This window comes from Sphingopyxis sp. GW821-FHT12C06, assembly GCF_058807415.1.
In genome coordinates this window covers 552,251-575,098 of the sequence record NZ_JBXAQR010000001.1, presented here as the reverse complement: position 1 = coordinate 575,098, position 22,848 = coordinate 552,251, and the positions used below count along the sequence as shown (strand labels likewise).

Here is a 22,848-nt window from a genome sequence, read left to right as displayed (position 1 = left end):
CCCCTCCGTCAGCGACTACGCCGCTGCCACCTCCCCATCGCTTCGCGACAGGGAGGATCTTGATCCTCATTCCGGCAGGGCCGCCGCGTAAAAGTCCTGAATGATCTTCCACGCCTCGTCGGCGGTTTCCACGAACTTGAACAGGCCCAGGTCGCGGGCGCTGACCACGCCCTCTTCCACCAGCGCGTCGAAATTGACGACGCGGCGCCAGAATTCCTCGCCGAACAGCACGATCGGAATTGGCTTGATCTTGCCGGTCTGGATCAGCGTCAGCAGTTCGAACATCTCGTCGAACGTCCCGAACCCGCCCGGGAAAACGCAAACAGCGCGGGCGCGGAGCAGGAAGTGCATCTTGCGCAGCGCGAAATAGTGGAACTGAAAGCTGAGGTCCGGGGTCACGAAGCGGTTCGGCGCCTGTTCGTGCGGCAGTACGATATTGAGCCCGACCGATTCCTTGCCCACATCGTCGGCGCCGCGATTCGCGGCCTCCATGATCGACGGACCGCCGCCTGAGCAGACGACGAAGTGACGGCAGCCATTTTTGTCGGGCGGCACCTGGCTCGCTATCCGCGCGAGCGCCCGCGCCTCGTCATAATATTTCGCCTTCGCCTGCAACCGGCGCGCGATGTTGCGGCTGGCGTCGTCGGTCGCGGCGGCTTCGAGCGCGTCGGCCTCTGCCGGCTCCGGGATGCGCGCCGAACCATAGATGACGAGCATCGATTCGATCTTCGCTTCGTCGAGCAGCAATTCGGGCTTGAGCAATTCCAGCTGGAAGCGCACCGGGCGCAAATCCTCGCGCAGCAGGAACTCCTTGTCCTGGAAAGCGAGCTTGTAAGCGGCGCTTGCGGTCTGCGGGGTGGTGGTCGCCTGCTTGGCGAACTGCGCGTCATCCTTGGCTTTGTGGAAACGCGAACGATGGGGTTGTTTGTCTTCTGTCATTAGCCAATGGCTAGCGCCTTCCGCGCGCAAAGCCAAGTCAGCGACAGTAACCGTTGCCGCTCATGTCCATGTGGAAGTGGTTATAATGGGCGGCGTTATAATCGGGGCCGAGCACGGTTCCGAACCGCCGGCACGCCGATGTGTGCAGCGCGCGCAGGAAATCCTGCGACGGCTTGTCGCCCTTCCACCCGCCGTCAAGCATGATGCGCCGCCCGTCGGCGAGGACGAATCCCGATATGTCGATCGCGTTCGAACTCGCGTGCTGCGACAAGCGCCCCGAGCGGCCGCCATAGATGTTGCGGCAGCTATAGGTGCCGAACGTCTCGATCTTCACGACTTCGGTTCCGAAAAACTTCCGGGCCGCGGGTTTCACCGCATATTGAGCCCATGCCGCAAAATTGCGCGCGAGCGGACAGGTCATCGGGCCGAGATTGGTGGTGGGCGTCCCGATATCGAGCAGCTTCACCGAATCGATCGAACTGCATCCGCCGCCGTGATCCTCATTGGCGAGCGGCGTGAAACGCACCCCCGCCTGTTTCAGATCGACCGCGCATTGTTTTGCTTCAGCGCTGGTGAAAGAGGGCGTTCCATTAATCTGCGGACGCGTACCTGCGCTTGCCCCCGGGCGCTTCGAATCGCCGCGCTTCACAACGTCTGGGGAACCGAAACAGGCCGAAAGCGACAGCGCCGCGGCAGCGGCAACGAGCATCCGGGGCTTCAGATACGGGGGGATCGCCATGGCGCCAATCTGCAACAGATATAGTTAACAAGTTACTAACCCAATTGCTCGGCTCGTCGAAAATTTCACACGCCCGGAGCAATTTGTTTGACAGTTGCGCCCGCCTCCCTAAACGCGGCGACGGGCCACGCGGTCCCAACGCCGCGCGAGCTCTCTGCAAGGAGAGAATAACATGAGTGACGTGCCGACACCCGAATTGCGCCCTGTGCGCCCCCATTTTTCTTCCGGCCCCTGCGCAAAGCCGCCGGGCTGGGCCCCCGAAAAGCTCGCTACCGAATGCCTCGGCCGCTCGCACCGTGCGAAGATCGGCAAGACGCGTCTGCAGCTTAGCATCGACCTGATGCGCGAAATGCTCCAGCTTCCCGACACCCACCGCATCGGCATCGTTCCGGGCTCCGACACCGGCGCCTTTGAAATGGCAATGTGGACGATGCTCGGCGCCCGCCCCGTCACGACGCTCGCTTGGGAGAGCTTCGGTGAGGGTTGGGTCACCGATGCCGCGAAGCAGTTGAAGCTCGACCCGACGGTCATCCGCGCCGATTATGGCCAGCTCCCCGATCTGACGCAGGTCGACTGGTCGAACGACGTTCTCTTCACCTGGAACGGCACCACCAGCGGCGTGCGCGTCCCGAACGGCGACTGGATCGCCGACGACCGCGAAGGCCTGTGCTTCGCCGACGCGACCAGCGCGGTGTTCGCTTACGACCTGCCGTGGGACAAGATCGACGTCGCAACCTTCAGCTGGCAGAAAGTGCTCGGCGGCGAAGGCGGCCATGGCGTGCTGATCCTCGGCCCCCGCGCAGTCGAACGCCTCGAAACCTACACCCCCGCCTGGCCGCTGCCGAAGGTGTTCCGCCTCGTTTCGAAGGGCGCGCTAACCGAAGGCGTGTTCAAGGGCGAGACGATCAACACCCCGTCGATGCTCGCGGTCGAAGACGCGATCTTCGCGCTCGAATGGGCAAAGTCGATTGGTGGCCTTGAGGGCTTGAAGGCACGCAGCGATGCGAATGCCGCCGCGCTCGACAAGATCGTCGCCGACCGCGACTGGCTCGACCATCTCGCCGCCGATCCCGCCAGCCGCTCGAAGACTTCGGTCTGCCTGTCAGTTGCCGGTGCCGACGCGGATTTCATCAAGAAATTCGCGGGGCTGCTCGAGAAGGAAGGCGCCGCGTTCGACATCGCGGGCTATCGCGACGCCCCTGCGGGTCTCCGCATCTGGTGCGGCGCGACGGTCGATACGGCCGACGTCGAAGCACTCGGCCCGTGGCTCGACTGGGCCTACGCCAGCCTCACCGCCTAACCCACCCTCTGTCATCCCCGCGAAAGCGGGGACCCAGAGCGCGCATGGACTGATCCCACCCTGGGTTCCCGCTTTCGCGGGAATGACAGGAAAGAAGGAATATCGAAATGACCGCACCCAAAGTTCTCATTTCCGACAAAATGGACCCCAAAGCCGCCGCGATCTTCAAGGAACGTGGCATTCAGGTCGACGAAATCACCGGCAAGACCAAGGAAGAGCTGATCGCGATGATCGGCCAGTATGACGGCCTCGCCATCCGCTCGGCCACCAAGGTCACCGCCGACGTCCTCGCCGCCGCGACGAACCTCAAGGTCGTCGGCCGCGCCGGCATCGGTGTCGACAATGTCGACATTCCGGAGGCGTCGAAGAAGGGCGTCATCGTGATGAACACGCCTTTCGGCAACAGCATCACCACCGCCGAACATGCCGTCGCGATGATGTTTGCCCTCGCACGCCAGATTCCCGAAGCCAACACGCTTACCCAGGCGGGCAAATGGCCGAAGAATGATTTCATGGGCGTCGAGCTGACCTCGAAGACGCTCGGCCTGATCGGTTGCGGCAATATCGGCAGCATCGTCGCCGAACGCGCGCTCGGCCTGCGGATGAAGGTCGTCGCCTTCGACCCCTTCCTGACCCCCGAACGCGCGATCGAACTCGGCGTCGAAAAGGTCGACCTCGACGGCCTGCTGAGCCGCGCCGACTTCATCACGCTGCACACCCCGCTGACCGACCAGACGCGCAACATCCTGTCGGCCGAGAATCTCGCCAAGACCAAGAAGGGCGTGCGCATCATCAACTGCGCGCGCGGCGGGTTGATCGACGAAGCGGCGCTGAAGGATGCGCTCGATTCGGGCCATGTCGCGGGCGCCGCCCTCGACGTGTTCGCGACCGAGCCGCCGTCGGCCGACCATCCGCTGTTCAGCACCCCGAACTTCATCTGCACCCCGCACCTTGGCGCGTCGACCGACGAAGCGCAGGTCAATGTCGCCATTCAGGTTGCCGAACAGCTGTCGGATTATCTGCTCACCGGCGGCATCACCAACGCGCTCAACGTCCCCAGCCTGTCGGCCGAAGAAGCTCCGAAGCTGCGTCCCTATATGGCGCTCGCCGAAAAGCTCGGCAGCCTGATCGGCCAGCTTGCGCACGACAACCTCACCACCATCTCGATCGAGGCCGAGGGCGCCGCCGCCGAACTGAACCTCAAGCCGATCACCGCCGCGGTGCTCACCGGCCTGATGCGTCGCTATTCGGACAGCGTGAACATGGTCAACGCGCCGCATCTGGCGCGCGAACGCGGGCTTGATGTGCGCGAAGTGCGCCACGACCGCGAGGGCGACTACCACACGCTGATCCGCGTCACCGTCGCCACCAGCCAGGGCGATCGTTCGGTCGCGGGCACGCTGTTCAGCAACGGCGATCCGCGCCTCGTCGAAATGTTCGGCATCAAGGTCGAGGCCGATCTCGACGGCGACATGCTCTATATCGTCAACGAAGATGCCCCGGGCTTCATCGGCCGCATCGGCACGACGCTGGGCGATGCCGGGCTTAACATCGGCACCTTCCACCTTGGCCGCCGCGATGCGGGCGGCGAAGCGGTGCTGCTGCTGTCGCTCGATTCGGCCATGCCCGAGCCGCTTCTGTGGCAGCTGTGCCAGCTGCCCGGCGTGAAGACGGTCAAGGGTTTGAAGTTCTAAAACCCTCTTCAAATTCCCGTTCGTGTCGAGCGAAGTCGAGACACCCATCGTCGGTGCCCGCCCTAACGGCATCTCGACTTCGCTCGATGCGAACGGAATTCAGGATTGTTGACTCCCCTCGACCCGCCTAAGGCCGCACCCATGACCAAGGCCCCTGCTCTGCTCCCCGAAGGTCTGCGCGACCGCCTCCCCCAACAGGCGGAGGCCGCGTCGCGCGTCACCCGCGCGCTCGTCGACGCGATGCGCGCGCATGGCTATGGCCGGGTATCGCCGCCGCTCGCCGAGTTTCGCGAGACGCTGGGCGGCAATGACGAGCGCGCCTCGCGCGACCTCCTCCGCTTCACCGACCCGGTATCGCAGCGCACACTGGCGCTGCGTCCCGACATCACGCGGCAGGTTGGCCGCATCGCCACCTCGCTGCTCGCGCACGCCCCGCGTCCGTTGCGCCTTTGCTACGCCGGCCAGGTCGTCAAGCTGCGCGCCAGCCAGCTCCGCCCTGCGCGCGAAATGCTGCAAGTCGGCGCCGAACTGATCGGCAGCGACAGCGTCACCGCGGCGCGCGAAATCGTCAGCGTCGCGATCGACGCGCTCGAGGCCGCGGGCATCGGCCCGGTGACACTCGACTTCACCTTGCCCGACGTCGTCGACCTGCTCGCCAGCGGCCCGCTGCCGGTCGCGGCGAATATCGACGAGCTGCGCGACGAACTCGACGCCAAGGACGCCGGCGCGCTCGCGCGACTGGGCGCAGAGGCCTATCTGCCGCTGCTCCGCGCCACCGGCCCCTTCGATCAGGCAATCGCCGATCTGCGGGCGTTCGATACCACCGGCGTTTTAACGAGCCGCATCGACGCACTCGAAGCCATCGCCGCACCCGTGCGCGGCCGTGTCACGCTGACGCTCGACCCTACCGAACGGCACGGCTTCGCCTATCAAAGCTGGTTCGGCTTCCAGATTTTCGTTCCCGGACAGGGCGACGCGATTGGCCGCGGCGGCGGCTATGCGATTCCGGTCGGCGAGGCACATGAAGAGGCAGCAGTCGGCTTCTCGCTCTATCCCGATCCGCTGATCGACGAAGGGTTGGGCGCCGAAGACGACGCCGAACGCCGGATTTTCCTGCCGCTCGACCATGACACGACACTCGCGGCGAGCCTGCGCGCCGACGGGTGGCAGACGGTCGCGGCGCTGTCGGATGCAGATGCGGCTCGCGCCTTGGGTTGCGGCTATCGGCTTGGGCCTGACGGGCCAGTCGAGACGTAAACACTGTCCCCCGGCTTTCGCCGGGGAACGGCAGCCTAAAAATCCGAAATCCCGAACCGCGGCACACCCTGATTGACCCCGGGCGGATCGAGCACGGTCACGTCCAGCTCCACCGGCTCGCCAATCCAGTGCGCCAGTGTCGTGTGGTCGGCAAGATCATCGTCGGTCAGCGGATGGACCAGCGCGCGCAGCCCCGTCGCCTCAATCGCCGCGACCACCGCCGGGACGCTCTGTCCCAGGAAATGCACCTCATATTGCGCGATCGGATGCGGCCCCGCCGCCCCGTCGGTCATCGCCCCGACAAAGAGAATCGCGCCATCCTCCCCAAACGCCTCGCGCAGCGCCGCAGCGGCGGACCGCTCGTCTGCCGCATAATAGATATGCGCATGATAGGGTGCGTCCGATTCGACCATTTCAACCATCCTTGTGCGATCCGAATATGCCGTCGCTCATAACCGTGCAGCGCAGAAATGTCGCCCATTCGTGCCACTGTGCTTGCCTCTTCGGCCAAATCCGCTAAGGCCGCGCCGGGCCGCGCTTGTTGCTTTTGGGCCCCGCACAGCAGGACATTGTCATGGCAAATGTTACCGTCATCGGGTCGCAATGGGGCGACGAGGGCAAGGGCAAGATTGTCGACTGGCTCGCGAGCCGCGCCGACGCCGTCGTCCGTTTCCAGGGCGGCCACAACGCCGGCCATACGCTGGTCGTCGGCGAACAGGTTTACAAACTCTCGCTGCTCCCCTCGGGCATCGTCACCGGCACATTGTCGATCATCGGCAATGGCGTCGTCCTCGACCCGTGGGCGCTGCGCGACGAGATCACCAAGCTGCGCGGTCAGGGCGTTGCCATCAATCCCGAGAATTTCGCGATTGCCGACAATTGCGCGCTGATCCTTCCCTTCCACCGCGACCTTGACGCGCTGCGCGAAACCGCTGCGGGCGCCGGCAAGATCGGCACCACCGGGCGCGGCATCGGCCCTGCCTATGAAGACAAGGTCGGCCGCCGCGCGATTCGCGTCTGCGACCTCGCCCACCTCGACAAGCTCGAGCCGCAACTCGACCGCCTGACCGCGCATCACGACGCGCTGCGCGCCGGTTTCGGCGAGCCGCCGATCGACCGCGAACGCCTGATCGCCGACCTCACCGAAATCGCCGACTATGTGCTCGAATATGCCCAGCCCGTCTGGAAGCGCCTGAAGAAGGTCCGCAAGGCCGGCGCACGCATCCTGTTCGAGGGCGCGCAAGGCGTGCTGCTCGACGTCGATCACGGCACCTATCCCTTCGTCACCAGCTCGAACACCGTCAGCGGCACCGCCGCGAGCGGTTCGGGTCTCGGCCCCGGCGCGGTCGGTTTCGTGCTCGGCATCGCCAAGGCGTACACGACGCGCGTCGGCAGCGGCCCCTTCCCCACCGAACTCGAAGATGACATCGGCCAGAAGCTCGGCGAGCGCGGCCATGAATTCGGCACCGTCACCGGGCGCAAGCGCCGTTGCGGCTGGTTCGATGCCGTGCTGGTGCGCCAGAGCTGCGCGGTATCGGGCGTCACCGGCATCGCGCTCACCAAGCTCGACGTGCTCGACGGTTTCGAAACCATCCGCATCTGCACCGGCTATCGTCTGCGCGGCAAGATCCTCGACTATTTCCCCGCCCATTCGGCCGATCAGGCCGAGGTCGAGCCGATTTACGAGGAAATGGACGGCTGGCAGGAAACGACCGCCGGCGCGCGCAGCTATGCCGACCTGCCCGCACAGGCGATCAAATATATCCAGCGCGTCCAGGAACTGATCGAAACCCCGATCGCGCTCGTGTCGACCAGCCCCGAACGCGAAGACACGATCCTGATCCGCGACCCGTTCAGCGACTAATCTTCCGATCCTCCCCGTCGCGAGGCGATGGGGAGGATCCGGATCATTTCGACCGTCCCGCCGCCGCCACATCGCGGATCGCCGCGACGAAGCCCGCCGGGTCATCCTCCTGAATGAAATGCCCGCCCTTCAGCGTGCGATGCGCCATGCCACGCGTCCCCGGCACGCGCGCGGTGAACAGCGCATCACCGCCGCGCGTGATCGGATCGCCATCGGAAAAACAGCACAGAAACGGCTTGTCGAAGCCTTCGAGCGCCGCCCACGCGCGCTTCTGATCGGGCACCGCGACATTGTCGCCCAGCGGCACAAATCCCGGATAGATCCGCGCCGCCACCTTTGAGGCCCGCGTCGGAAAGGGCGCGTCATAGGCGGCGATTTCCGCAGCACTCAATTCACGCTTGGTCCCCGCCTTGACGATCTTTCCGATCGGGAAGACCGGACTATACCGCGAGAAAGCACGCCAGATCGCAAAAGCGCGCGGCGCCGCCTGCCCCTCGGGCAGCCCGCCGTTCGATAAGGCCACCCCCGCAAAGCGATCGGGCATCTCAGCGACGAGCCGCAGGCCGATCAACGATCCCCAATCCTGACAGGCAAGAATGATGCCCCGAAGGTCGAGCGCCTCGATCCACTGCCGCATCCACGCCACCTGCGCCGCATAGCTGTACGCACCGCGATCGAGCGGCTTGTCCGACCGGCCAAAGCCGATCAGGTCGGGCGCGACAACGCGAAACCCCGCATCGACCGCTGGCCCGATCATATGGCGATAAAGATAGGCCCACGTCGGTTCGCCGTGGAGCATCAGCACCGGCTGCGCATCGGCCGCGCCTTCGTCGACATAATGGACGCGCAGCCCGTCGGCGATTTCCAGATAATTTGGTGCAAACGGCCAGTCCGGCAAAGCCGCAAAATTTTCGTCCGGCGTGCGATAGACGCGCATCCGCTTTCCTCCCCCATTGTCCCGGCGCCAGCTTAGGCGGCAATCGCCTATGCGCAAGCACGCCTCTTTCGTTTCGGTTCGTCCCGTGGCACCTAGGCAGCATGACCCGGCACATTCTTGTCTTTTATGGCAGCTACCGCCGCGACCGGCAGGGCATCAAGCTCGCCCGCTGGATCGTCGACGCCCTCACCGCACGCGGCGACAGCGCCGAGCTGATCGACGCCAAGGCGATCGACCTGCCGATGCTCGACCGGCGGTTCAGCGACCATGCGGCGGGCGAAGCGCCGCCCGCGATGGCCGAGCTCGCTTCGAAAATCGCGGCGGCCGACGGCTATGTCTTCGTTACCGGCGAATATAATGGCGGGCTGCAACCCGGGCTCAAAAATCTCGTCGATCATTATCTGGCCGAATATGCCTGGCGCCCGGCCGCAATCGCCTCTTACTCGGCGGGCCCTTTCGCGGGCGTCCGCTCGGCGACCGCATGGCGCACGACACTCGGCGCGATGGGAATGGTCGTCACCTCGACGCCGCTGAGCCTCGCGCGTATCGGCGGCGCCTTCGACGGCGACGGCCAGCCGACGGGCGAGGATGGGGGACGCCTCGCCAAGGCCTTCCCGCGCTTCGCCGACGATCTCGGCTGGTGGACCGACGCGGCAAAAACGCAGCGCGCGAAGACGGGCGCGCCCTTCTAACCCGATTTCAATTCCGCCTTCAGCCGCAGGCTCGCGCGCCAGAAGAAAAAGGCCGGAATCAACCCAAGCCACGCCGCGCCGTAAAGCACCCAGCGCACGCTTTCCTGTCCTGCGACCGGCGCCAGCGCATCGGACAGTACCCCGAACAGGAACGGCCCCAGCCCCAGCCCGATCAGATTCTGCCCGAACAGCATCACCGATGCAGCGACAGCGCGCGCTTGCGGCCGCACCAGTCCCTGCACACAACCATAGGCGGGGCCATAATAGGCGTTGTTGACGATGCTGGGCACGACCAGCAACGCCATCGCGACCAGCCAATGTTCCATATAATAGCCAAGGAACAGGATCGGCGCGACGATCGCCATGCCAAAGGCGGGAAAGGTCAATATGTGCCGCTTGTCACGCGCCCCGAACTTGTCGGCGAGCTTGCCGCCCAGCCATGTGCCGAGCGCGGCCGCAAGCCCCAGTACGACCGCCATCGACAGTCCCGCCTCGGTCGTCGACAGGCCGTGGCTGCGGATGAAGAAGCTGATCGTCCACAATCCCTTGCCATAGCCGAGGAAGGCGACGACCGACGACGCGATCAGGATATAAATATAGGCGCGCGAGGCGAAGATTTCGCGCAGCGCCTCGCGCGTTGACAGCGGCACGATCGCCGCCGCTGTGGCAGCCGCTTCGGCCGAGCGGCTGTGACGCGGTTCGCGCATAAAGAACAATACGACCAGCGCGAGCATCAGGCCCGGGAGGCCGACGAGCATCAATGCGATGCGCCAGCCATAAAGGTCGTTGACGACCCCGCCGATGATCAGCCCGAGCAGCGAACCGATCGGCACCCCCATCCCGTAAAAGGCGATCGCCGACGAGCGCTTTTCGGGCAGCACACTGTCGCTGATCAGCGAGTGCGCCGCGGGAGTGCACCCCGCCTCGCCGACCCCGACGCCGATCCGCGCGAACAACAGCTGGACGAAATTCTGCGCGAGCCCGCACACCGCAGTCATCGCCGACCAGATGGTAAGCGAGAGCGCGATCAACCGCACCCGGTTCGTCCCGTCCTTGTCGGCATAGCGCGCGATCGGAATACCGAGCAGGGCGTAAAAGACCGCGAAGGCGGGCCCCGCAAGCAGGCCGAGTTCGGTATCCGACAGACCGAGGTCTGCCTTGATCGGTTCGGCGAGGATATTGACGATCTGCCGATCGAGGAAATTGAAGATATAGACGATCAGCAACAGCCACAGCATCGTTCGCGTCTGCGTGGAAACGCCGTCGGCGGGCTGCGACCCGACGCCTCGGGGGAAGGCCGTTTTCTGGTTCATTACACTCTCCGGATACGGAGGGTGCAGGCGCCTCCCTGCCCTGTCAACGCCATTGGGACGGGTTGAAAAGGGCAGGTTCACGGTTGCCGCTACGGCGGCTTGGCCGCGCGGCGGCAGAAAAAATTACCGGGGCACTAGTGCCCGCCCAGCCGCTGCTTCCAGCTCAACTGCTCATGCTCGAGCAATTCCATCGGGACCTGAATGGCCCGGATGGCCAGCCGCACCTCGATCAGAAACAGGATCAGCGATATGAGCAAAAGGAGCATGGCGACCCCAAAGGCCCATGACGCGGCAACCCCCAGGTTGATCCCCGTAAAGGCCTGGGTGAACAGCAAGGCAACGAGCAAACAGACGACAATGCCGCATGCGACCGCCGAAAGGATCGAATTGTTGATGATCCCCATACGCCGGTCGGCGATGCGGAGTTCAGCAACAATCCGGTCATGCTCCTGCCCCTCGGTCTCGTGCCAGCGCGCCATCAGCGAACGCGACCGGTCGACGACACGCGCGAGCCTCCCCGCAATGACGTTCAGCAGGCTGCCGGTCGCCACCAGCAGGAATACTGGTGTGACCGACAGCTGGATCGTCTGCGCAATCGCGCTCGCGTCCGGGAGCGTCACCCCCCGTTGCCGGCCGCGACCGACGGGGTGTTGACGCCGTGCGCCTGAAGGAATTTGCGGATATTGCGCGCCGCCTGACGGATGCGCTGCTCGTTTTCGACCATCGCGATGCGGACGAAACCTTCGCCATCCTCACCATAGCCGACGCCGGGCGCGACCGCGACCTTGGCCTCGGTCAGCAATTGCTTGGAAAATTCGAGACTGCCCATTTCCTTGAGCGCCGGGGGTAGCGGCGCCCAGGCGAACATGGACGCCTTCGGGCTGGGGATATCCCAACCCGCACGGGCAAAGCTTTCGACCATCACGTCGCGGCGCTTCTGATACAGTTCGCGGTTGCGCGCGACGATGTCCTGCGGTCCGTTGAGCGCGGCGCACGCCGCGGCCTGGATCGGGGTGAAGGCGCCATAATCGAGATAGGATTTCACGCGCGTCATCGCCGCGATCAGCCGCTTGTTGCCGACTGCAAAGCCCATGCGCCAGCCCGCCATCGAATAGGTCTTCGACATCGAGGTGAATTCGATCGCGACATCCTTCGCGCCCGGAACCTGCAGGATCGAAGGGGTCGGATTGCCGTCGTAATACAGCTCCGAATAGGCGAGGTCGGACAGAACCCAGACCTTGTTTTCCTTCGCCCATGCGACAAGGCGCTCATAGAAAGCGAGGTCGACCGTCTCGGCCGTCGGGTTCGACGGGTAATTGACGACGAGAATCGACGGGCGCGGCACGGTGAACGCCATCGCGCGGTCGAGCGCGCGCCAATAAGCCTCATCGGGCGTCGTCGGCACGCTGCGGATCGTCGCCCCGGCGATGATGAAGCCGAAGGTGTGGATCGGATAGCTGGGGTTCGGCGCCAGCACGACGTCGCCCGGACCGGTAATCGCGGTCGCGAGGCTCGCGAGACCTTCCTTCGACCCCATCGTCACGACAACCTCGGTCTCGGGGTCGAGTTCGACGTTGAAGCGTCGCGCGTAATAATTGGCCTGTGCGCGGCGGAGCCCCGGAATGCCCTTGGACTGCGAATAGCCGTGCGCGTCGGGCTTCATCGCCACTTCGCACAATTTCTCGATCACATGCGGCGGCGGCGGCAGGTCGGGGTTGCCCATTCCCAGGTCGATGATGTCTTCGCCCGAGGCGCGGGCGGCCGCACGCATCGCATTGACTTCGGCGATGACATAGGGCGGCAGGCGCTTGATGCGATAGAATTCATCTTCAGACATGAGAAACTAGAACAACTCCTTTACGTTATATTCCGGAAAGGCGCGAACGGGCTGCTCGCCAGCCGCGCCGCGGCTTGTTATAGGCATAATATCGGCACTGACCAGCGGGAACAAACATGAGCGACGCAGGCCCCAAAAACGGCGATAGCAGCGACACCACCGACGTCCCTTTTCCCTTCATGCCCTCGCCCGACGATATGCAGCACTGGACCAGCGTGATGGGCCGCGCTCAGCAGATGATGCTCGAATATATGGCGGGCCAGACAGAGGGCGCCAAGGACGCAGTCGCCTTGTTCGACCCGGCCAAATGGCTCGACAATCCGGCGAGCCAGTTGTGGGCCGAACAGACATCGAAAATGTGGGAACAGGGCGTGGCCTTCTGGACCTCACTCGCAACGCTGAATCCCGCGATGGCACCGGCTCCAGCCTCCGAAGCGCCAAAGGACCGCCGCTTCGCCGATCCCGACTGGACGCAAAACCCAGCCTTCGCGCTGATCCGCCAGACCTATGGCCTGCTCTCCGACCAGCTGCTCGCGACGACGCGCCAGCTTCCGGGGCTCGACGATGCCGCACGCGCCAAGCTGGAATTTGCCGCAAAGAACATGGCCGACGCGCTGGCCCCGACCAATCTTGCGCTCACCAATCCCGAGGTCATCAAGCGCGCGGTCGAAACGCGCGGCGAAAGCCTGCTCAAGGGGCTCAAGCATATGCTCGCCGATCTCGCGCGCGGGCAGCTCAGCCATGTCGACCCCGACGCGTTCGAGGTCGGGGTCAATATCGCGACGACGCCGGGCAAGGTCATCCACGAGACCGATCTTTACCAGCTGATCCACTATGCGCCGGCAACCCCGGACGTACTGGCGGTCCCGCTCGTCATCTTCCCGCCATGGATCAACCGTTTTTACATCCTCGACCTTAATCCCGCGAAAAGCTTCGTCGCCTGGGCGGTCGAACAGGGATTGTCGGTGTTCATGGTGTCGTGGAAATCGGCCGATGCGTCGATGAAGGATATCGTCTGGGACGATTATATCGCGGCGCAGGTCGATGCGATCGACACGGTGCGCGATGTGCTGGGTGTCCCCGCGGTCCACGCCATCGGCTATTGCGTCGCCGGGACGACGCTCGCCGCAACGCTCGCGATGCTGTCGGCGAAGGGCGGAGCCGAGCGGGTGAAGTCGGCCACCTTCTTCACCGCGCAGGTCGATTTCGAACATGCCGGCGAACTCAAGATGTTCGTCGACGACGGCTATCTGGCCTTGCTCGAACAGCTTTCGGCGCCGGGCTATCTCGACGGCCGCTATATGGCCGCGACCTTCAACAGCCTGCGCGGGCGCGACCTGATCTGGAATTATGTCGTCAGCAATTATCTGCTCGGCAATGACTATCCGCCCTTCGACCTCCTCTACTGGAACGGCGACACCACCAACCTGCCCGCCAGGTGGCACCGCCAATATCTGGTCGATCTCTATCGCGACAACCGGCTGGTCGTCCCGGGCAGCCTGTCGGCGTGCGGCACGCCCATCGATCTTGGCAAGATCAAAACCCCCGCCTTCATCCAGGCAGGGCGCGAGGATCATATCGCGCCGCTCGCCAGCGTGTGGCGGCTGATGGACCATCTGGCGGGTCCCAAAACCTTCCTGCTCGCGGGGTCGGGACATATTGCGGGGGTGGTCAATCCGCCCGCGGCGGGCAAATATCAATATTGGACCGGCGACAGCAATGCCGCGTCACTCGACGAGTTTGTCGCGGGCGCCAGCGAGACCAAGGGCAGCTGGTGGCCGCACTGGATCGAGTGGATTCGCGCCCAGGACAGCGAAAAAATTCCGGTCAAGGGTGCGCGCATCCCCGGGAAAGGTGCCAAAAAGGCGATCGAGGACGCCCCCGGTCGCTATGTCAAACGGCGGTAATATCTAGCGAATATCCTGCCTCTGGATGACGGCGGCAAGAATTTTGTGCACTGCACAATAAATCTCTTGAAATGCCCGAATCACTCCTATATTGTGCACTGCAACATAAAAGGAGTTGTCCCGATGGCTACCAAGATGGATAGTGCTGAAAAGGCTTTCGAAGCCGCAACGCTGGAAACCCCCGCCGCCCCCGTGGCGACTCCCGCTGCTCCGGTCGTTGCGACGCCCGTCGCCGCTCCGGCACCCGTGAAACCCGCAACCGTCAAGGCAGCAGCCAAGCCGGTCGCGAAAAAGGCCGCTGCTCCCAAGGCAGCCGCCAAGAAGGTCGCCCCCAAGAAGGCGGTCGCAAAGACCATTGCCCCCAAGCCAGTCAAAGCCGCACCGAAACCGGTCGCAGCCGCCACCAAAGGATTCAAGACCATGAACGACACCGTCAAGAAGTTCGCCGACGAAGCGAAAACCCGCACCGAAGCCCTGACCGCCGACTTCAACGAAAAGGCGAAGGAAGCCATGGCCAAGACCAGCAAGATCGCTGAAGAAGCCGTCGAATTCAACAAGGCGAACGTCGAAGCTCTCGTCGAAGCCGGCAAGATCGCTGCCAAGAACCTCGAAGTTCTCGGCCAGGAAGGCGTGACCTTCGCTCGCAAGAGCTTTGAAGACACCACCGCCGCACTGAAGGGCTACACCGCCGTCAAGTCGCCGGTCGACTTCTTCAAGCTTTATGCCGAGAACAGCAAGAAGGCTTTCGACGCCGCCGTTGCGCAGACCTCGAAGACCAGCGAACTGGTCGTCAAGCTGACGAACGAAAGCTTCGCTCCGATCTCGAACCGCGTGTCGGTCATCACTTCGAAGATGAAGGCAGCCTAAGGGCCTTTATTTTCCGAAAGTTGGCGCGGGCCCCTCTCCCCCTCCCTGCCCGCGCTGACGCCCCCAAGACCGCTCGCTTCCCCCGGGAAGCGGGCGGTTCTTGTTTTTGGGCACCCAAGGGCGACGAAAAGCGGGTTAATGTGACACCCCGCCCCTTGCGCTTCGCCCGTTGCTTGCGATATTCTTGCGATGATGCTTCCTGCTTCCCACTCTCATCCCACCCGCGCCATGGCGGACAAGGACGATGGCGCCCCCGGTTCGCCGGGCGTCGGCATCGCGACACGCACCCGCGCGAAAGCCAAAAAGCCTTCGATGTACAAGGTGCTGCTGCTCAACGACGATTATACCCCGATGGAATTCGTCGTGATGGTGCTGCAACGCTTCTTCAACATGGACATCGAACAGGCGACGCAGGTGATGCTCCACGTCCACCAGCAGGGCGTCGGCGTGTGCGGCGTGTTCAGTTACGAGGTTGCCGAGACCAAGGTGAACCAGGTGATGGACGCCGCGCGTCAGAGCCAGCACCCGCTGCAATGTACGCTGGAGAAGGCGTGATCTGATTACCCTTCCCGCTTGCGGGAGGGATATTAATTGCCTGCCCGCGCTGTCTGCTCGACCGTGAGCACCGCCGAAGGCTCGCCCTTCAAATCGCCATAGCCGAGCTCGGTGCCGCAACCCGGACAGATTTTCGCCGTCCCGACATCGGTCCCGCAGGCCCGGTGAATGTAGCGGATCGCGGGTCCATCGCCGGTCTCGCCCGGCGCATAGACCCAGCGTTCAGCCCAGTTGCGCATTGCGTACAGCACCTCGAACAATCCCTTGCCCTTGTCGGTCAGCCAATATTCGTGGCGGAGCGGTCGCTCCTGATAGGCGCGCCGCTCGGCGACGCCTTCGTCGACAAGCAGCTTGAGCCGCGCCGACACCAGCTGCGGCCCCAGCCCCGTATTCTGCGCCATGACCTCGAACCGCCGCCGGCCGAAAAACAGCTCGCGCAGGATCAACAACACCGCGCGATCGCCGAGCAGTTCGGCCGATCGGCCGACGGGGCAATATGTATCCGAGAGATTCGCGCGTTTGGGCATTGGCTTTCCATGTCATCAAATGCTTCCCGGCGAAAGCCGGGGCACAAAAGGCGAGATCGCCTTTGCCTTCATGGGCCCCGGCTTTCGCCGGGAAGCCGGACAAGCGACACGCCGATCAAAAATCTCTTGTCACTATGATTATCATAGTTACTATCGGGCGCAAGAGGAGATTCGCTTATGCCCAATCCCGCAGCCGTCATCATCGGCGCCGGCGACGCCACCGGCGGCGCCATAGCCCGCGCCTTCGCGGCCGAAGGTCTCACCGCCTGCGTCAACCGCCGCGAACGCAATGCCGACGCATTGGAAGCGCTTGCGCAGTCCATCCGCGATGAAGGACACGAGGCGCGTGCCTTTCCCGCCGACGCGCGGGACGAAGCGGCAATGATCGCGCTATTCGACCAGGTCGAGGCCGAGGTCGGCCCGGTCGAGGTCGCGGTGTTCAACATCGGCGCCAACGTCAATTTCCCGATCACCGAAACCACGGTGCGCGTTTACACCAAGGTCTGGGAAATGGCCTGCCTCGGCGGCTTCCTGATGGGGCGCGAAGCAGCGAAGCGCATGCAGCCACGCGGCCGCGGCACGATCATCTTCACCGGCGCGACCGCAAGCCTGCGCGGCGGCGCGGGATTCTCTGCTTTTTCGGGCGCGAAAGCGGCGCTACGCATGCTCGCGCAGTCGATGGCGCGCGAACTCGGGCCACAGGGCATTCATGTCGCGCACAGCGTTATCGACGGTGCGATCGACACCGACTTCATCAAGGGCCGCCACCCCGATTTCGACAATGCCAAGGCGCAGGATCTGATCCTCAACCCCGGGGCCATCGCTGCCAATTATGTGATGCTCCACAAACAGCCAAAAAGCGCGTGGACCCACGAACTCGACCTTCGCCCCTGGGGAGAAAAATGGTGACCCAAAGCCCTCCGAAAACCCTCGAACTCATCTTCGATTTCGGCAGCCCCAACGCCTATCTGACGCTCAAAGTCCTGCCTGAGCTGCTCGACCGCACCGGCGCCGACCTTATCGTCACGCCCTGCCTCCTCGGCGGCATTTTCAAGGCAACGGGCAACAGGGCGCCGATGGTCCAATATGCCGACGCCCCCGCCAAACTCGCCTATGAAAATCTCGAGATGCGCCGCTTCATCGAGCGGCATGGTCTGGCCAGGTTCCGCATCAATCCGCATTTCCCGGTGAACACGCTGACGATCATGCGCGGCGCAATCGTCTCCGACGACGAAGGCAATCTCGACGACTATATCGACGTGGTGAACCGCGCGATGTGGGAGGAGGGCCTGAAGATGGACGATCCCGACGTGATCGCGACCTTCCTGTCAGCCAACGGTTTCGACGGCCCCGCCCTCCTCGCGCGCACGCAGGAACCCGGGATCAAGGCAAAGCTCGTTGCCAACACCGAAGCCGCCGTTGCGCGCGGCGCCTTCGGCATCCCGACCTTCTTCGTCGGTGCAGATATATTCTTCGGCAAGGACCGGCTGGCGCAGGTCGAAGAGGCGCTCGCCGCAGTCTGACTGCAGCGAGCCCCCTCGATTTAGCTGAAATCCAGCTGGATGATCTGCGTCGGCGTCGCGCGGCAGTACATTTCCAGCGTGCGATTGCCGTCGGGATAGGTCGCGGTCATCGCGGCGCGGATACGCCAACCGCCATTGCCCTGTTCCAGATTGACCAGCCGGTCGTAGGACAGCCGCGTCCCGCCCGTCACGCCAATCTGGCGCGCCGCATCGTTCAGGCAATTTTGCACCGACGACCGCGCCGCGCTCGGCAGGCTGCCCAGATTGGCCGAAAGCGTCGCCGGAGGGCCAGCGGGATAGGTCGGCGTCGTCACCGTTTCTTCGACTTCGGTCGCAGGCGTACCTTCGGTCGCCGGTTTCTTCTTCTTGCTCGTGAGCAATGCCAGCAATCCGCCCGCAACGACGATGCCGCCGATGATCAGCCCCGTGCTCGGCCCCTTGTCCTTATCCTTGTCGGGACGGCTGTTGCCATAGCCATAGCCGAATTCGGCACGGCACCCGCTGTTCACCCAGACGTAAGAGGAGGTGTAGCCCCATTGCCGCCCGTCATTGCACGTCCCGCCCAAGCGGCGCACCAGCTCGACGCGGTCGTTGGTGCGGACATTGCATTGTTCGTAGCGGTTGTTGCGCGATTCGCAGCGGATCGTCCCCGCATAATCCCCGACCGGCTGCGGCAGCGGGGTCGGATAGCCGCCGCCATTGTCATAACCATAGCCATAAGCAAATTCGGCGCGGCAGCCGCCCGACACCCAGATCTGGTTCGTGGTAAAGCCCCAGTCGCGCCCCTTCGAGCATCGCCCGCCGATCACCCGTTGCAGCTCGACGCGATTTTCGGTGCGGACGTTACAGCGCTGGATCTTGTTGCCGCGCGACTCGCAGCGGATCGTTCCGGCAAAATCATTGCCCGGTCGCGGTGGCTGGATCGAGGGTCCGCCCCAGCCGGGCCGCGACGGCGTCGGCCGGGTGACCGGGTCGGTGGGTCGCGTGGGCCACGTCGGCCTGGTCACCGGCTCGCCGGGCTGCGAAGGCATCGGCAATATCTCCGGCCCCGTCGACGGAGCGGGTCGTGTCTGGGCCACGACCGGAACGGCCAGTTGTGACGCAATCAACGATGCCGTGGTGACGATCGTGATGACAGGATTCCGCATGATCCATTCTCCCTGTTGTGAATATATCCGTTCCGCACGCCCATGCTTCATTCGAATAGCGCGAATAATCCCACACTATGACCCCGAATACCATGCGGAAAGTCACCGCCGATCGATGACGATTTAACCATCCCTGCCCGGCCTATTGCGCCGCGACGGGCGCCTGCACATTGCGCCCGGCGACCAATATCCCCGCAACCACCAGCGCCAACCCCGCAATATGGAACAGGTGCAGCGTTTCGCCGAGGAACAGCATCGCCAGCCCCGCTCCCATCAAAGGCATGACATTCAGATATTGGCCGGTCGCCGCCGACCCGATCAACTCGACCCCGCGATTGAAGAAAAGATAGGCAAGGAAGGACGGGAAGATCGAGACATAGGCGATCGCCAGCCCGCTTTCCCACCCCGGAACGATCGCGCGGCCGCGCCAGAGTTCGGCGGCATAGACGGGCGAAATCACCATGATCCCGACCATGATCGACGCCGCGAGGAAGCTCAGCGGATGGACTGACGGGCGCCGCCGCAGGAACACCGAGTAAATCGCCCACAAAACCACCGCGACCCCGATAATCGCATCGCCGGCATTGAGCTCGAGCCCGAGCAGCGCGCCGATATCGCCGCGCGAAATGATGATCAGAACCCCGCCAAGCGAGACCAATACCCCGGCGATCTGCCGCGCGCTCGTCCGGTCCCCCATCACCAGCGCGCCGACCATCAGGATCAGCGCCGGCTGCGCCGATTGCAGCATCATCGAATTGAGCGCGGTCGTCGTCTGCAGCCCGGTGTAGAGCATCGTGTTGAACGCGCCGATTCCCAGCGTCCCGAGCAACAGCATGATCGGCCAGTTCGCGCGCAGCACCGGCCAGTCGCGCTTCAAATGCGGCCAGGCGAGCGGCAACAACAGGCATAGCGCGATGGCCCAGCGCCAGAAGGACAGCGCGGCGGGCGGCACCAGATCGCGCGCCGCGCGCCCGACGATCGAATTGCCCGCCCAGAACAGCGCCGTCATCGTCAGCAACAAATAAGCGCGCGACCAGAGCGCCGCGATCGGCTTGTCACCCTTTGTCATCATCCCCCGAATCCGTTTGCCCGGCCAACCTGTTCGTTCGCGCCATCTTTTCAGACTAAATGCGGTGGTGGCAACAGGCACGGTCGCGCGACCCGCTTGCGTGTCGGCTGGCGTGCGCTAAAGACAGCCGATGGATCAAATCGTCATTCGCGGCGGCCAGCGACTCAAGGGCCGTATCCCCATCTCCGGCGCCAAGAACGCCGCGCTCACCTTGCTGCCGTGCGCGTTGCTCACCGACGAGCCGCTTACGCTGCGCAACCTGCCGCGCCTCGCCGATGTCGATGGCTTTGGGCATCTGCTCAACCAGCTCGGCTGTTCGACGACGATCGAAGGCTCGCGGCCCGAGGATTTCGGCCGCGTGATGACCGCGCGCACGACCACCCTCACCTCGACCGTCGCCCCCTATGACATCGTCCGCAAGATGCGCGCGTCGATCCTCGTGCTCGGCCCGCTGCTCGCGCGCGCGGGCGAGGCGACCGTCTCGCTCCCCGGCGGCTGCGCGATCGGCAACCGTCCGATCGACCTCCATCTCAAAGCGCTCGAAGCCTTGGGCGCCGAAATCGAACTCGCCTCGGGCTATGTCAAAGCGAGCGCGCCCGGCGGACGCCTTGCCGGCGGCAAATTCACCTTTCCCGTCGTGTCGGTCGGCGCGACCGAAAATGCCGTGATGGCCGCCGTCCTCGCCAAGGGAAGCAGCATCCTCGAAAACGCCGCGCGCGAGCCCGAGATCGTCGACCTGTGCAACTGCCTCGTCGCGATGGGCGCGCAGATCGAGGGCATCGGCACCGAAACGCTGACGATTGAAGGCGTCGACCGCCTCCACGGCGCGACCTATCGCGTCATGGCCGACCGCATCGAGGCCGGCAGCTATGCCTGCGCCGCCGTGATCACCCAGGGCGACGTCGAACTGGTCGGCGCGAAGGCAAGCGAAATGGAAGCGACCCTCGCGGCGCTCCGCGAAGCCGGGGCGACGGTCGAGGAAACCAAGGCCGGCATCCGCGTCGCCATGTCCGGTCGCGCCGAGCCCGTCACGCTGTCGACCGCGCCCTATCCGGGCTTTGCGACCGACATGCAGGCGCAGTTCATGGCGATGGCAACGCTCGGCAAGGGCGCCAGCCTGTTCACCGAAACCATCTTCGAAAACCGCTATATGCATGTCCCCGAACTCGCCCGCATGGGCTGCGACATCGACGTGCGCGGCCGCAGCGCCGTGGTGCGCGGCGTCGACAGCCTCGTCGGTGCACCGGTGATGGCGACCGACCTGCGCGCCTCGATGAGCCTGATCATCGCCGGCCTCGCCGCCGAGGGCACGACCGAGGTTAACCGGGTCTATCATCTCGATCGTGGCTACGAGCGCCTCGAAGAGAAATTGCAGGCGGTGGGCGCCGATATCGAGCGGATCAGCGCGGGCTAGTCAGGCGTTCGGCGCGGCCATAGCGGCCGCGCACGTCGCCCTTGATCCAGTCGCCGAGCAGCTTCAGATAGCCATCGGTGATGCGCGTGACCTGCCGTTCGCCATGGGCATCGGTGGTATATTCCCACATGCCATGATCGGTCTGCGGAAAGAGATAGACGTCGACCGGTTTGCCCGCGGCCTTGAGGTCGAGCAGCGCCGCGCGCGTCGTTTCGATCGGAGCTTCGCGGTCTTCGCCCGCGAGCACCCATAGCAGCGGCGCCTGAAGCTTCCGCAGCGCCGCGACCGCGTCATAGTCCCAGATCAGCTCGACATTGTCGAAACGTGCGCGCCCGATCCGTTTGAGGTCGTCGTTCGTCATCCGCGCCATCGCGCCGCTATATTCGCCCTCGACCTTCACGGCCCACGGCTTGTCCGCCATATCGCGTCGCACCGCGTCGAGCGCATCATAGCCTTGTGTGAAGTTCGACAGCACCAGCCCGGCCGTCGCCCGCGACAACCGATTGACCAGCGCAATCCCATCGTTCCCCAGCCCGGCCGCGCGAACCTCCGTTACCATTTGCTCGCGATCTTCCTCGATCGGCGAAGCGACGAGGCCGAAACCGATTGCGACGAAATCGGCCTTGGTCCGCGTTGCCGCGAGCGGCGCGACCCAGCCGCCCTGGCTGCCGCCGAAAAAGCCTGCACGGCCGTGACGCCCGGCCGTCATGTCGCGCGCCTGTTCGAGCGCGTGCACCGCATCGTCGGCGAGCAATTCGAAATTCTGCGTATATTCGCCGTCCGACCCGCCGGTGCCGCGCTTGTCATAGACAAACACCGAAATGCCCTGCGCCGCCATCGCATAGCCATAGAGGCCGCCGATCGGCGAGGAGCGTTCGGACCCGTGAACCATGACGACGAGCGGTCGCTTCGCATCGGGTGCGCCGGGCGGCTCGATCAGCACACCCGTCATCTTCGTACCGACGCTGTCGAAGGTCGCCGGAGTCTCGCGAAAGGCGATCCGCTTCCATGCCTTTGCCCTCACCGTCACATCGTCGGCGCCGCATAGCAGCGGCGCGCCCACGTCCGATGTCGCACCGCGCTGCCCGTCGCGAAACATATAGCGCAGTGCGGGAGCGGGGACCGCGGGCGACTTGACCAGCACCACAAAGTCGCCGTCAGGGGCGACATAGGTGCCCGGCTCGCAGGCGGTCTGCGCAAAGGCAGGCGCGGCCGGGAGGATCACAAAAGCGAACAGGGTGCCGAGAAGTTTCTTCATACGGCCGT

22 protein-coding genes are annotated in these 22,848 nt (G+C 64.3%); 11 read left to right on the top strand and 11 right to left on the bottom strand.

The annotated features are described in order from the left end of the window. Positions 1–66: 66 nt before the first annotated feature. Entirely contained in the window at positions 67–939 is an 873-nt protein-coding gene (locus tag AC1RRJ_RS02600) for an LOG family protein (RefSeq protein WP_493120152.1), read from the bottom strand. Between the two features lie 37 nt (positions 940–976). Next, positions 977–1,678 (bottom strand): extensin family protein, encoded by a 702-nt coding sequence (locus tag AC1RRJ_RS02595; protein WP_493120151.1) that lies wholly within the window; start codon positions 1,676–1,678, stop codon positions 977–979. A gap of 172 nt (positions 1,679–1,850) precedes the next feature. Between AC1RRJ_RS02595 and AC1RRJ_RS02590 the strand changes: the two genes are divergently transcribed. The 3 genes from AC1RRJ_RS02590 to AC1RRJ_RS02580 all read left to right on the top strand — a co-directional run bounded on the left by AC1RRJ_RS02590 (position 1,851) and on the right by AC1RRJ_RS02580 (position 5,929). Further along, positions 1,851–2,978 (top strand): phosphoserine transaminase, encoded by a 1,128-nt coding sequence (locus tag AC1RRJ_RS02590; protein WP_493120150.1) that lies wholly within the window; start codon positions 1,851–1,853, stop codon positions 2,976–2,978. A 107-nt stretch (positions 2,979–3,085) separates the two neighbouring features. Next, entirely contained in the window at positions 3,086–4,672 is a 1,587-nt protein-coding gene (gene serA / locus AC1RRJ_RS02585) for a phosphoglycerate dehydrogenase (protein WP_493120149.1), read from the top strand. A 141-nt stretch (positions 4,673–4,813) separates the two neighbouring features. After that, a complete protein-coding gene (locus tag AC1RRJ_RS02580) occupies positions 4,814–5,929 on the top strand; it encodes an ATP phosphoribosyltransferase regulatory subunit (RefSeq protein ID WP_493120148.1) in 1,116 nt (371 codons plus the stop codon). Positions 5,930–5,964: 35 nt separating this feature from the next. On the opposite strand, the gene AC1RRJ_RS02575 is transcribed toward AC1RRJ_RS02580, so the two are convergent. Next, positions 5,965–6,342 (bottom strand): DOPA 4,5-dioxygenase family protein, encoded by a 378-nt coding sequence (locus tag AC1RRJ_RS02575; RefSeq protein ID WP_493120147.1) that lies wholly within the window; start codon positions 6,340–6,342, stop codon positions 5,965–5,967. Between the two features lie 161 nt (positions 6,343–6,503). On the opposite strand from AC1RRJ_RS02575, the gene AC1RRJ_RS02570 reads away from it, so the two are divergent. Next, positions 6,504–7,793: an adenylosuccinate synthase gene (locus tag AC1RRJ_RS02570; protein ID WP_493120146.1), complete on the top strand. Its 1,290-nt coding sequence runs from the start codon at positions 6,504–6,506 to the stop codon at positions 7,791–7,793. Positions 7,794–7,836: 43 nt separating this feature from the next. Here the strand turns inward: AC1RRJ_RS02570 and AC1RRJ_RS02565 are convergent, their stop codons facing one another. Next, entirely contained in the window at positions 7,837–8,730 is an 894-nt protein-coding gene (locus tag AC1RRJ_RS02565; protein ID WP_493120145.1) for a haloalkane dehalogenase, read from the bottom strand. Positions 8,731–8,831: 101 nt separating this feature from the next. Between AC1RRJ_RS02565 and AC1RRJ_RS02560 the strand changes: the two genes are divergently transcribed. Next, the gene (locus AC1RRJ_RS02560) at positions 8,832–9,422 is read left to right on the top strand and encodes an NADPH-dependent FMN reductase (RefSeq protein WP_493120144.1); all 591 of its coding nucleotides are present in this window, start codon (positions 8,832–8,834) and stop codon (positions 9,420–9,422) included. On the opposite strand, the gene AC1RRJ_RS02555 is transcribed toward AC1RRJ_RS02560, so the two are convergent. The 3 genes from AC1RRJ_RS02555 to AC1RRJ_RS02545 all read right to left on the bottom strand — a co-directional run bounded on the left by AC1RRJ_RS02555 (position 9,419) and on the right by AC1RRJ_RS02545 (position 12,572). Further along, the gene (locus AC1RRJ_RS02555; RefSeq protein ID WP_493120143.1) at positions 9,419–10,735 is read right to left on the bottom strand and encodes a spinster family MFS transporter; all 1,317 of its coding nucleotides are present in this window, start codon (positions 10,733–10,735) and stop codon (positions 9,419–9,421) included. The two genes, AC1RRJ_RS02560 and AC1RRJ_RS02555, sit on opposite strands and share 4 nt — an antisense overlap. Before the next feature lie 134 nt (positions 10,736–10,869). Beyond that, positions 10,870–11,355, bottom strand: coding sequence for a DUF2721 domain-containing protein (locus tag AC1RRJ_RS02550; RefSeq protein ID WP_493120142.1), 486 nt, complete (start codon positions 11,353–11,355; stop codon positions 10,870–10,872). Then, on the bottom strand, positions 11,352–12,572 hold the full coding sequence (locus AC1RRJ_RS02545; protein WP_493120141.1) for an LL-diaminopimelate aminotransferase: 1,221 nt from the start codon (positions 12,570–12,572) through the stop codon (positions 11,352–11,354). The genes AC1RRJ_RS02550 and AC1RRJ_RS02545 overlap by 4 nt, the downstream gene beginning before the upstream one ends. Positions 12,573–12,688: 116 nt before the next feature. Here AC1RRJ_RS02545 and AC1RRJ_RS02540 point away from each other — a divergent pair, with 116 nt between their 5' ends. The 3 genes from AC1RRJ_RS02540 to clpS all read left to right on the top strand — a co-directional run bounded on the left by AC1RRJ_RS02540 (position 12,689) and on the right by clpS (position 15,901). Further along, positions 12,689–14,479, top strand: a complete 1,791-nt coding sequence (locus tag AC1RRJ_RS02540; protein WP_493120140.1) for a PHA/PHB synthase family protein — start codon at positions 12,689–12,691, stop codon at positions 14,477–14,479. A 123-nt stretch (positions 14,480–14,602) separates the two neighbouring features. Then, positions 14,603–15,346 (top strand): phasin family protein, encoded by a 744-nt coding sequence (locus AC1RRJ_RS02535; protein ID WP_493120139.1) that lies wholly within the window; start codon positions 14,603–14,605, stop codon positions 15,344–15,346. 228 nt (positions 15,347–15,574) lie between these two features. Next, positions 15,575–15,901: an ATP-dependent Clp protease adapter ClpS gene (clpS, locus tag AC1RRJ_RS02530; protein WP_493120138.1), complete on the top strand. Its 327-nt coding sequence runs from the start codon at positions 15,575–15,577 to the stop codon at positions 15,899–15,901. Positions 15,902–15,933: 32 nt separating this feature from the next. Here clpS and AC1RRJ_RS02525 read toward each other — a convergent pair whose 3' ends face one another. Beyond that, the gene (locus tag AC1RRJ_RS02525) at positions 15,934–16,428 is read right to left on the bottom strand and encodes a winged helix-turn-helix transcriptional regulator (protein ID WP_493120137.1); all 495 of its coding nucleotides are present in this window, start codon (positions 16,426–16,428) and stop codon (positions 15,934–15,936) included. 177 nt (positions 16,429–16,605) lie between these two features. Here AC1RRJ_RS02525 and AC1RRJ_RS02520 point away from each other — a divergent pair, with 177 nt between their 5' ends. Together AC1RRJ_RS02520 and AC1RRJ_RS02515 are read left to right on the top strand one after the other, a co-directional pair. Next, positions 16,606–17,337: an SDR family oxidoreductase gene (locus tag AC1RRJ_RS02520; protein WP_493120136.1), complete on the top strand. Its 732-nt coding sequence runs from the start codon at positions 16,606–16,608 to the stop codon at positions 17,335–17,337. Further along, positions 17,331–17,951 carry a 2-hydroxychromene-2-carboxylate isomerase gene (locus AC1RRJ_RS02515; RefSeq protein WP_493120135.1) on the top strand — a complete coding sequence of 207 codons (621 nt, stop codon included), beginning with the start codon at positions 17,331–17,333 and terminating at the stop codon, positions 17,949–17,951. The genes AC1RRJ_RS02520 and AC1RRJ_RS02515 overlap by 7 nt, the downstream gene beginning before the upstream one ends. A 20-nt stretch (positions 17,952–17,971) precedes the next feature. Here AC1RRJ_RS02515 and AC1RRJ_RS02510 read toward each other — a convergent pair whose 3' ends face one another. Then, entirely contained in the window at positions 17,972–19,099 is a 1,128-nt protein-coding gene (locus tag AC1RRJ_RS02510) for a DUF3011 domain-containing protein (protein WP_493120134.1), read from the bottom strand. 142 nt (positions 19,100–19,241) lie between these two features. Continuing rightward, positions 19,242–20,171, bottom strand: coding sequence for a DMT family transporter (locus AC1RRJ_RS02505; RefSeq protein WP_493120133.1), 930 nt, complete (start codon positions 20,169–20,171; stop codon positions 19,242–19,244). Positions 20,172–20,298: 127 nt separating this feature from the next. Here AC1RRJ_RS02505 and murA point away from each other — a divergent pair, with 127 nt between their 5' ends. Then, the gene (gene murA / locus AC1RRJ_RS02500; protein ID WP_493120132.1) at positions 20,299–21,582 is read left to right on the top strand and encodes a UDP-N-acetylglucosamine 1-carboxyvinyltransferase; all 1,284 of its coding nucleotides are present in this window, start codon (positions 20,299–20,301) and stop codon (positions 21,580–21,582) included. Here the strand turns inward: murA and AC1RRJ_RS02495 are convergent. After that, positions 21,569–22,840 (bottom strand): alpha/beta hydrolase family protein, encoded by a 1,272-nt coding sequence (locus AC1RRJ_RS02495; protein ID WP_493120131.1) that lies wholly within the window; start codon positions 22,838–22,840, stop codon positions 21,569–21,571. The two genes, murA and AC1RRJ_RS02495, sit on opposite strands and share 14 nt — an antisense overlap. Positions 22,841–22,848 lie beyond the last annotated feature (8 nt).

Excerpts from the sequence above, each read along its gene's own strand:
- AC1RRJ_RS02600 (WP_493120152.1), bottom strand. The coding sequence starts at position 939 with ATGACAGAAGACAAACAACCCCATCGTTCGCGTTTCCACAAAGCCAAG.
- AC1RRJ_RS02595 (WP_493120151.1), bottom strand. The coding sequence starts at position 1,678 with ATGGCGATCCCCCCGTATCTGAAGCCCCGGATGCTCGTTGCCGCTGCC.
- AC1RRJ_RS02590 (WP_493120150.1), top strand. The coding sequence starts at position 1,851 with ATGAGTGACGTGCCGACACCCGAATTGCGCCCTGTGCGCCCCCATTTT.
- serA (WP_493120149.1), top strand. The coding sequence starts at position 3,086 with ATGACCGCACCCAAAGTTCTCATTTCCGACAAAATGGACCCCAAAGCC.
- AC1RRJ_RS02580 (WP_493120148.1), top strand. The coding sequence starts at position 4,814 with ATGACCAAGGCCCCTGCTCTGCTCCCCGAAGGTCTGCGCGACCGCCTC.
- AC1RRJ_RS02575 (WP_493120147.1), bottom strand. The coding sequence starts at position 6,342 with ATGGTCGAATCGGACGCACCCTATCATGCGCATATCTATTATGCGGCA.
- AC1RRJ_RS02570 (WP_493120146.1), top strand. The coding sequence starts at position 6,504 with ATGGCAAATGTTACCGTCATCGGGTCGCAATGGGGCGACGAGGGCAAG.
- AC1RRJ_RS02565 (WP_493120145.1), bottom strand. The coding sequence starts at position 8,730 with ATGCGCGTCTATCGCACGCCGGACGAAAATTTTGCGGCTTTGCCGGAC.
- AC1RRJ_RS02560 (WP_493120144.1), top strand. The coding sequence starts at position 8,832 with ATGACCCGGCACATTCTTGTCTTTTATGGCAGCTACCGCCGCGACCGG.
- AC1RRJ_RS02555 (WP_493120143.1), bottom strand. The coding sequence starts at position 10,735 with ATGAACCAGAAAACGGCCTTCCCCCGAGGCGTCGGGTCGCAGCCCGCC.
- AC1RRJ_RS02545 (WP_493120141.1), bottom strand. The coding sequence starts at position 12,572 with ATGTCTGAAGATGAATTCTATCGCATCAAGCGCCTGCCGCCCTATGTC.
- AC1RRJ_RS02540 (WP_493120140.1), top strand. The coding sequence starts at position 12,689 with ATGAGCGACGCAGGCCCCAAAAACGGCGATAGCAGCGACACCACCGAC.
- AC1RRJ_RS02535 (WP_493120139.1), top strand. The coding sequence starts at position 14,603 with ATGGCTACCAAGATGGATAGTGCTGAAAAGGCTTTCGAAGCCGCAACG.
- clpS (WP_493120138.1), top strand. The coding sequence starts at position 15,575 with ATGGCGGACAAGGACGATGGCGCCCCCGGTTCGCCGGGCGTCGGCATC.
- AC1RRJ_RS02525 (WP_493120137.1), bottom strand. The coding sequence starts at position 16,428 with ATGCCCAAACGCGCGAATCTCTCGGATACATATTGCCCCGTCGGCCGA.
- AC1RRJ_RS02520 (WP_493120136.1), top strand. The coding sequence starts at position 16,606 with ATGCCCAATCCCGCAGCCGTCATCATCGGCGCCGGCGACGCCACCGGC.
- AC1RRJ_RS02515 (WP_493120135.1), top strand. The coding sequence starts at position 17,331 with ATGGTGACCCAAAGCCCTCCGAAAACCCTCGAACTCATCTTCGATTTC.
- AC1RRJ_RS02510 (WP_493120134.1), bottom strand. The coding sequence starts at position 19,099 with ATGCGGAATCCTGTCATCACGATCGTCACCACGGCATCGTTGATTGCG.
- AC1RRJ_RS02505 (WP_493120133.1), bottom strand. The coding sequence starts at position 20,171 with ATGATGACAAAGGGTGACAAGCCGATCGCGGCGCTCTGGTCGCGCGCT.
- murA (WP_493120132.1), top strand. The coding sequence starts at position 20,299 with ATGGATCAAATCGTCATTCGCGGCGGCCAGCGACTCAAGGGCCGTATC.
- AC1RRJ_RS02495 (WP_493120131.1), bottom strand. The coding sequence starts at position 22,840 with ATGAAGAAACTTCTCGGCACCCTGTTCGCTTTTGTGATCCTCCCGGCC.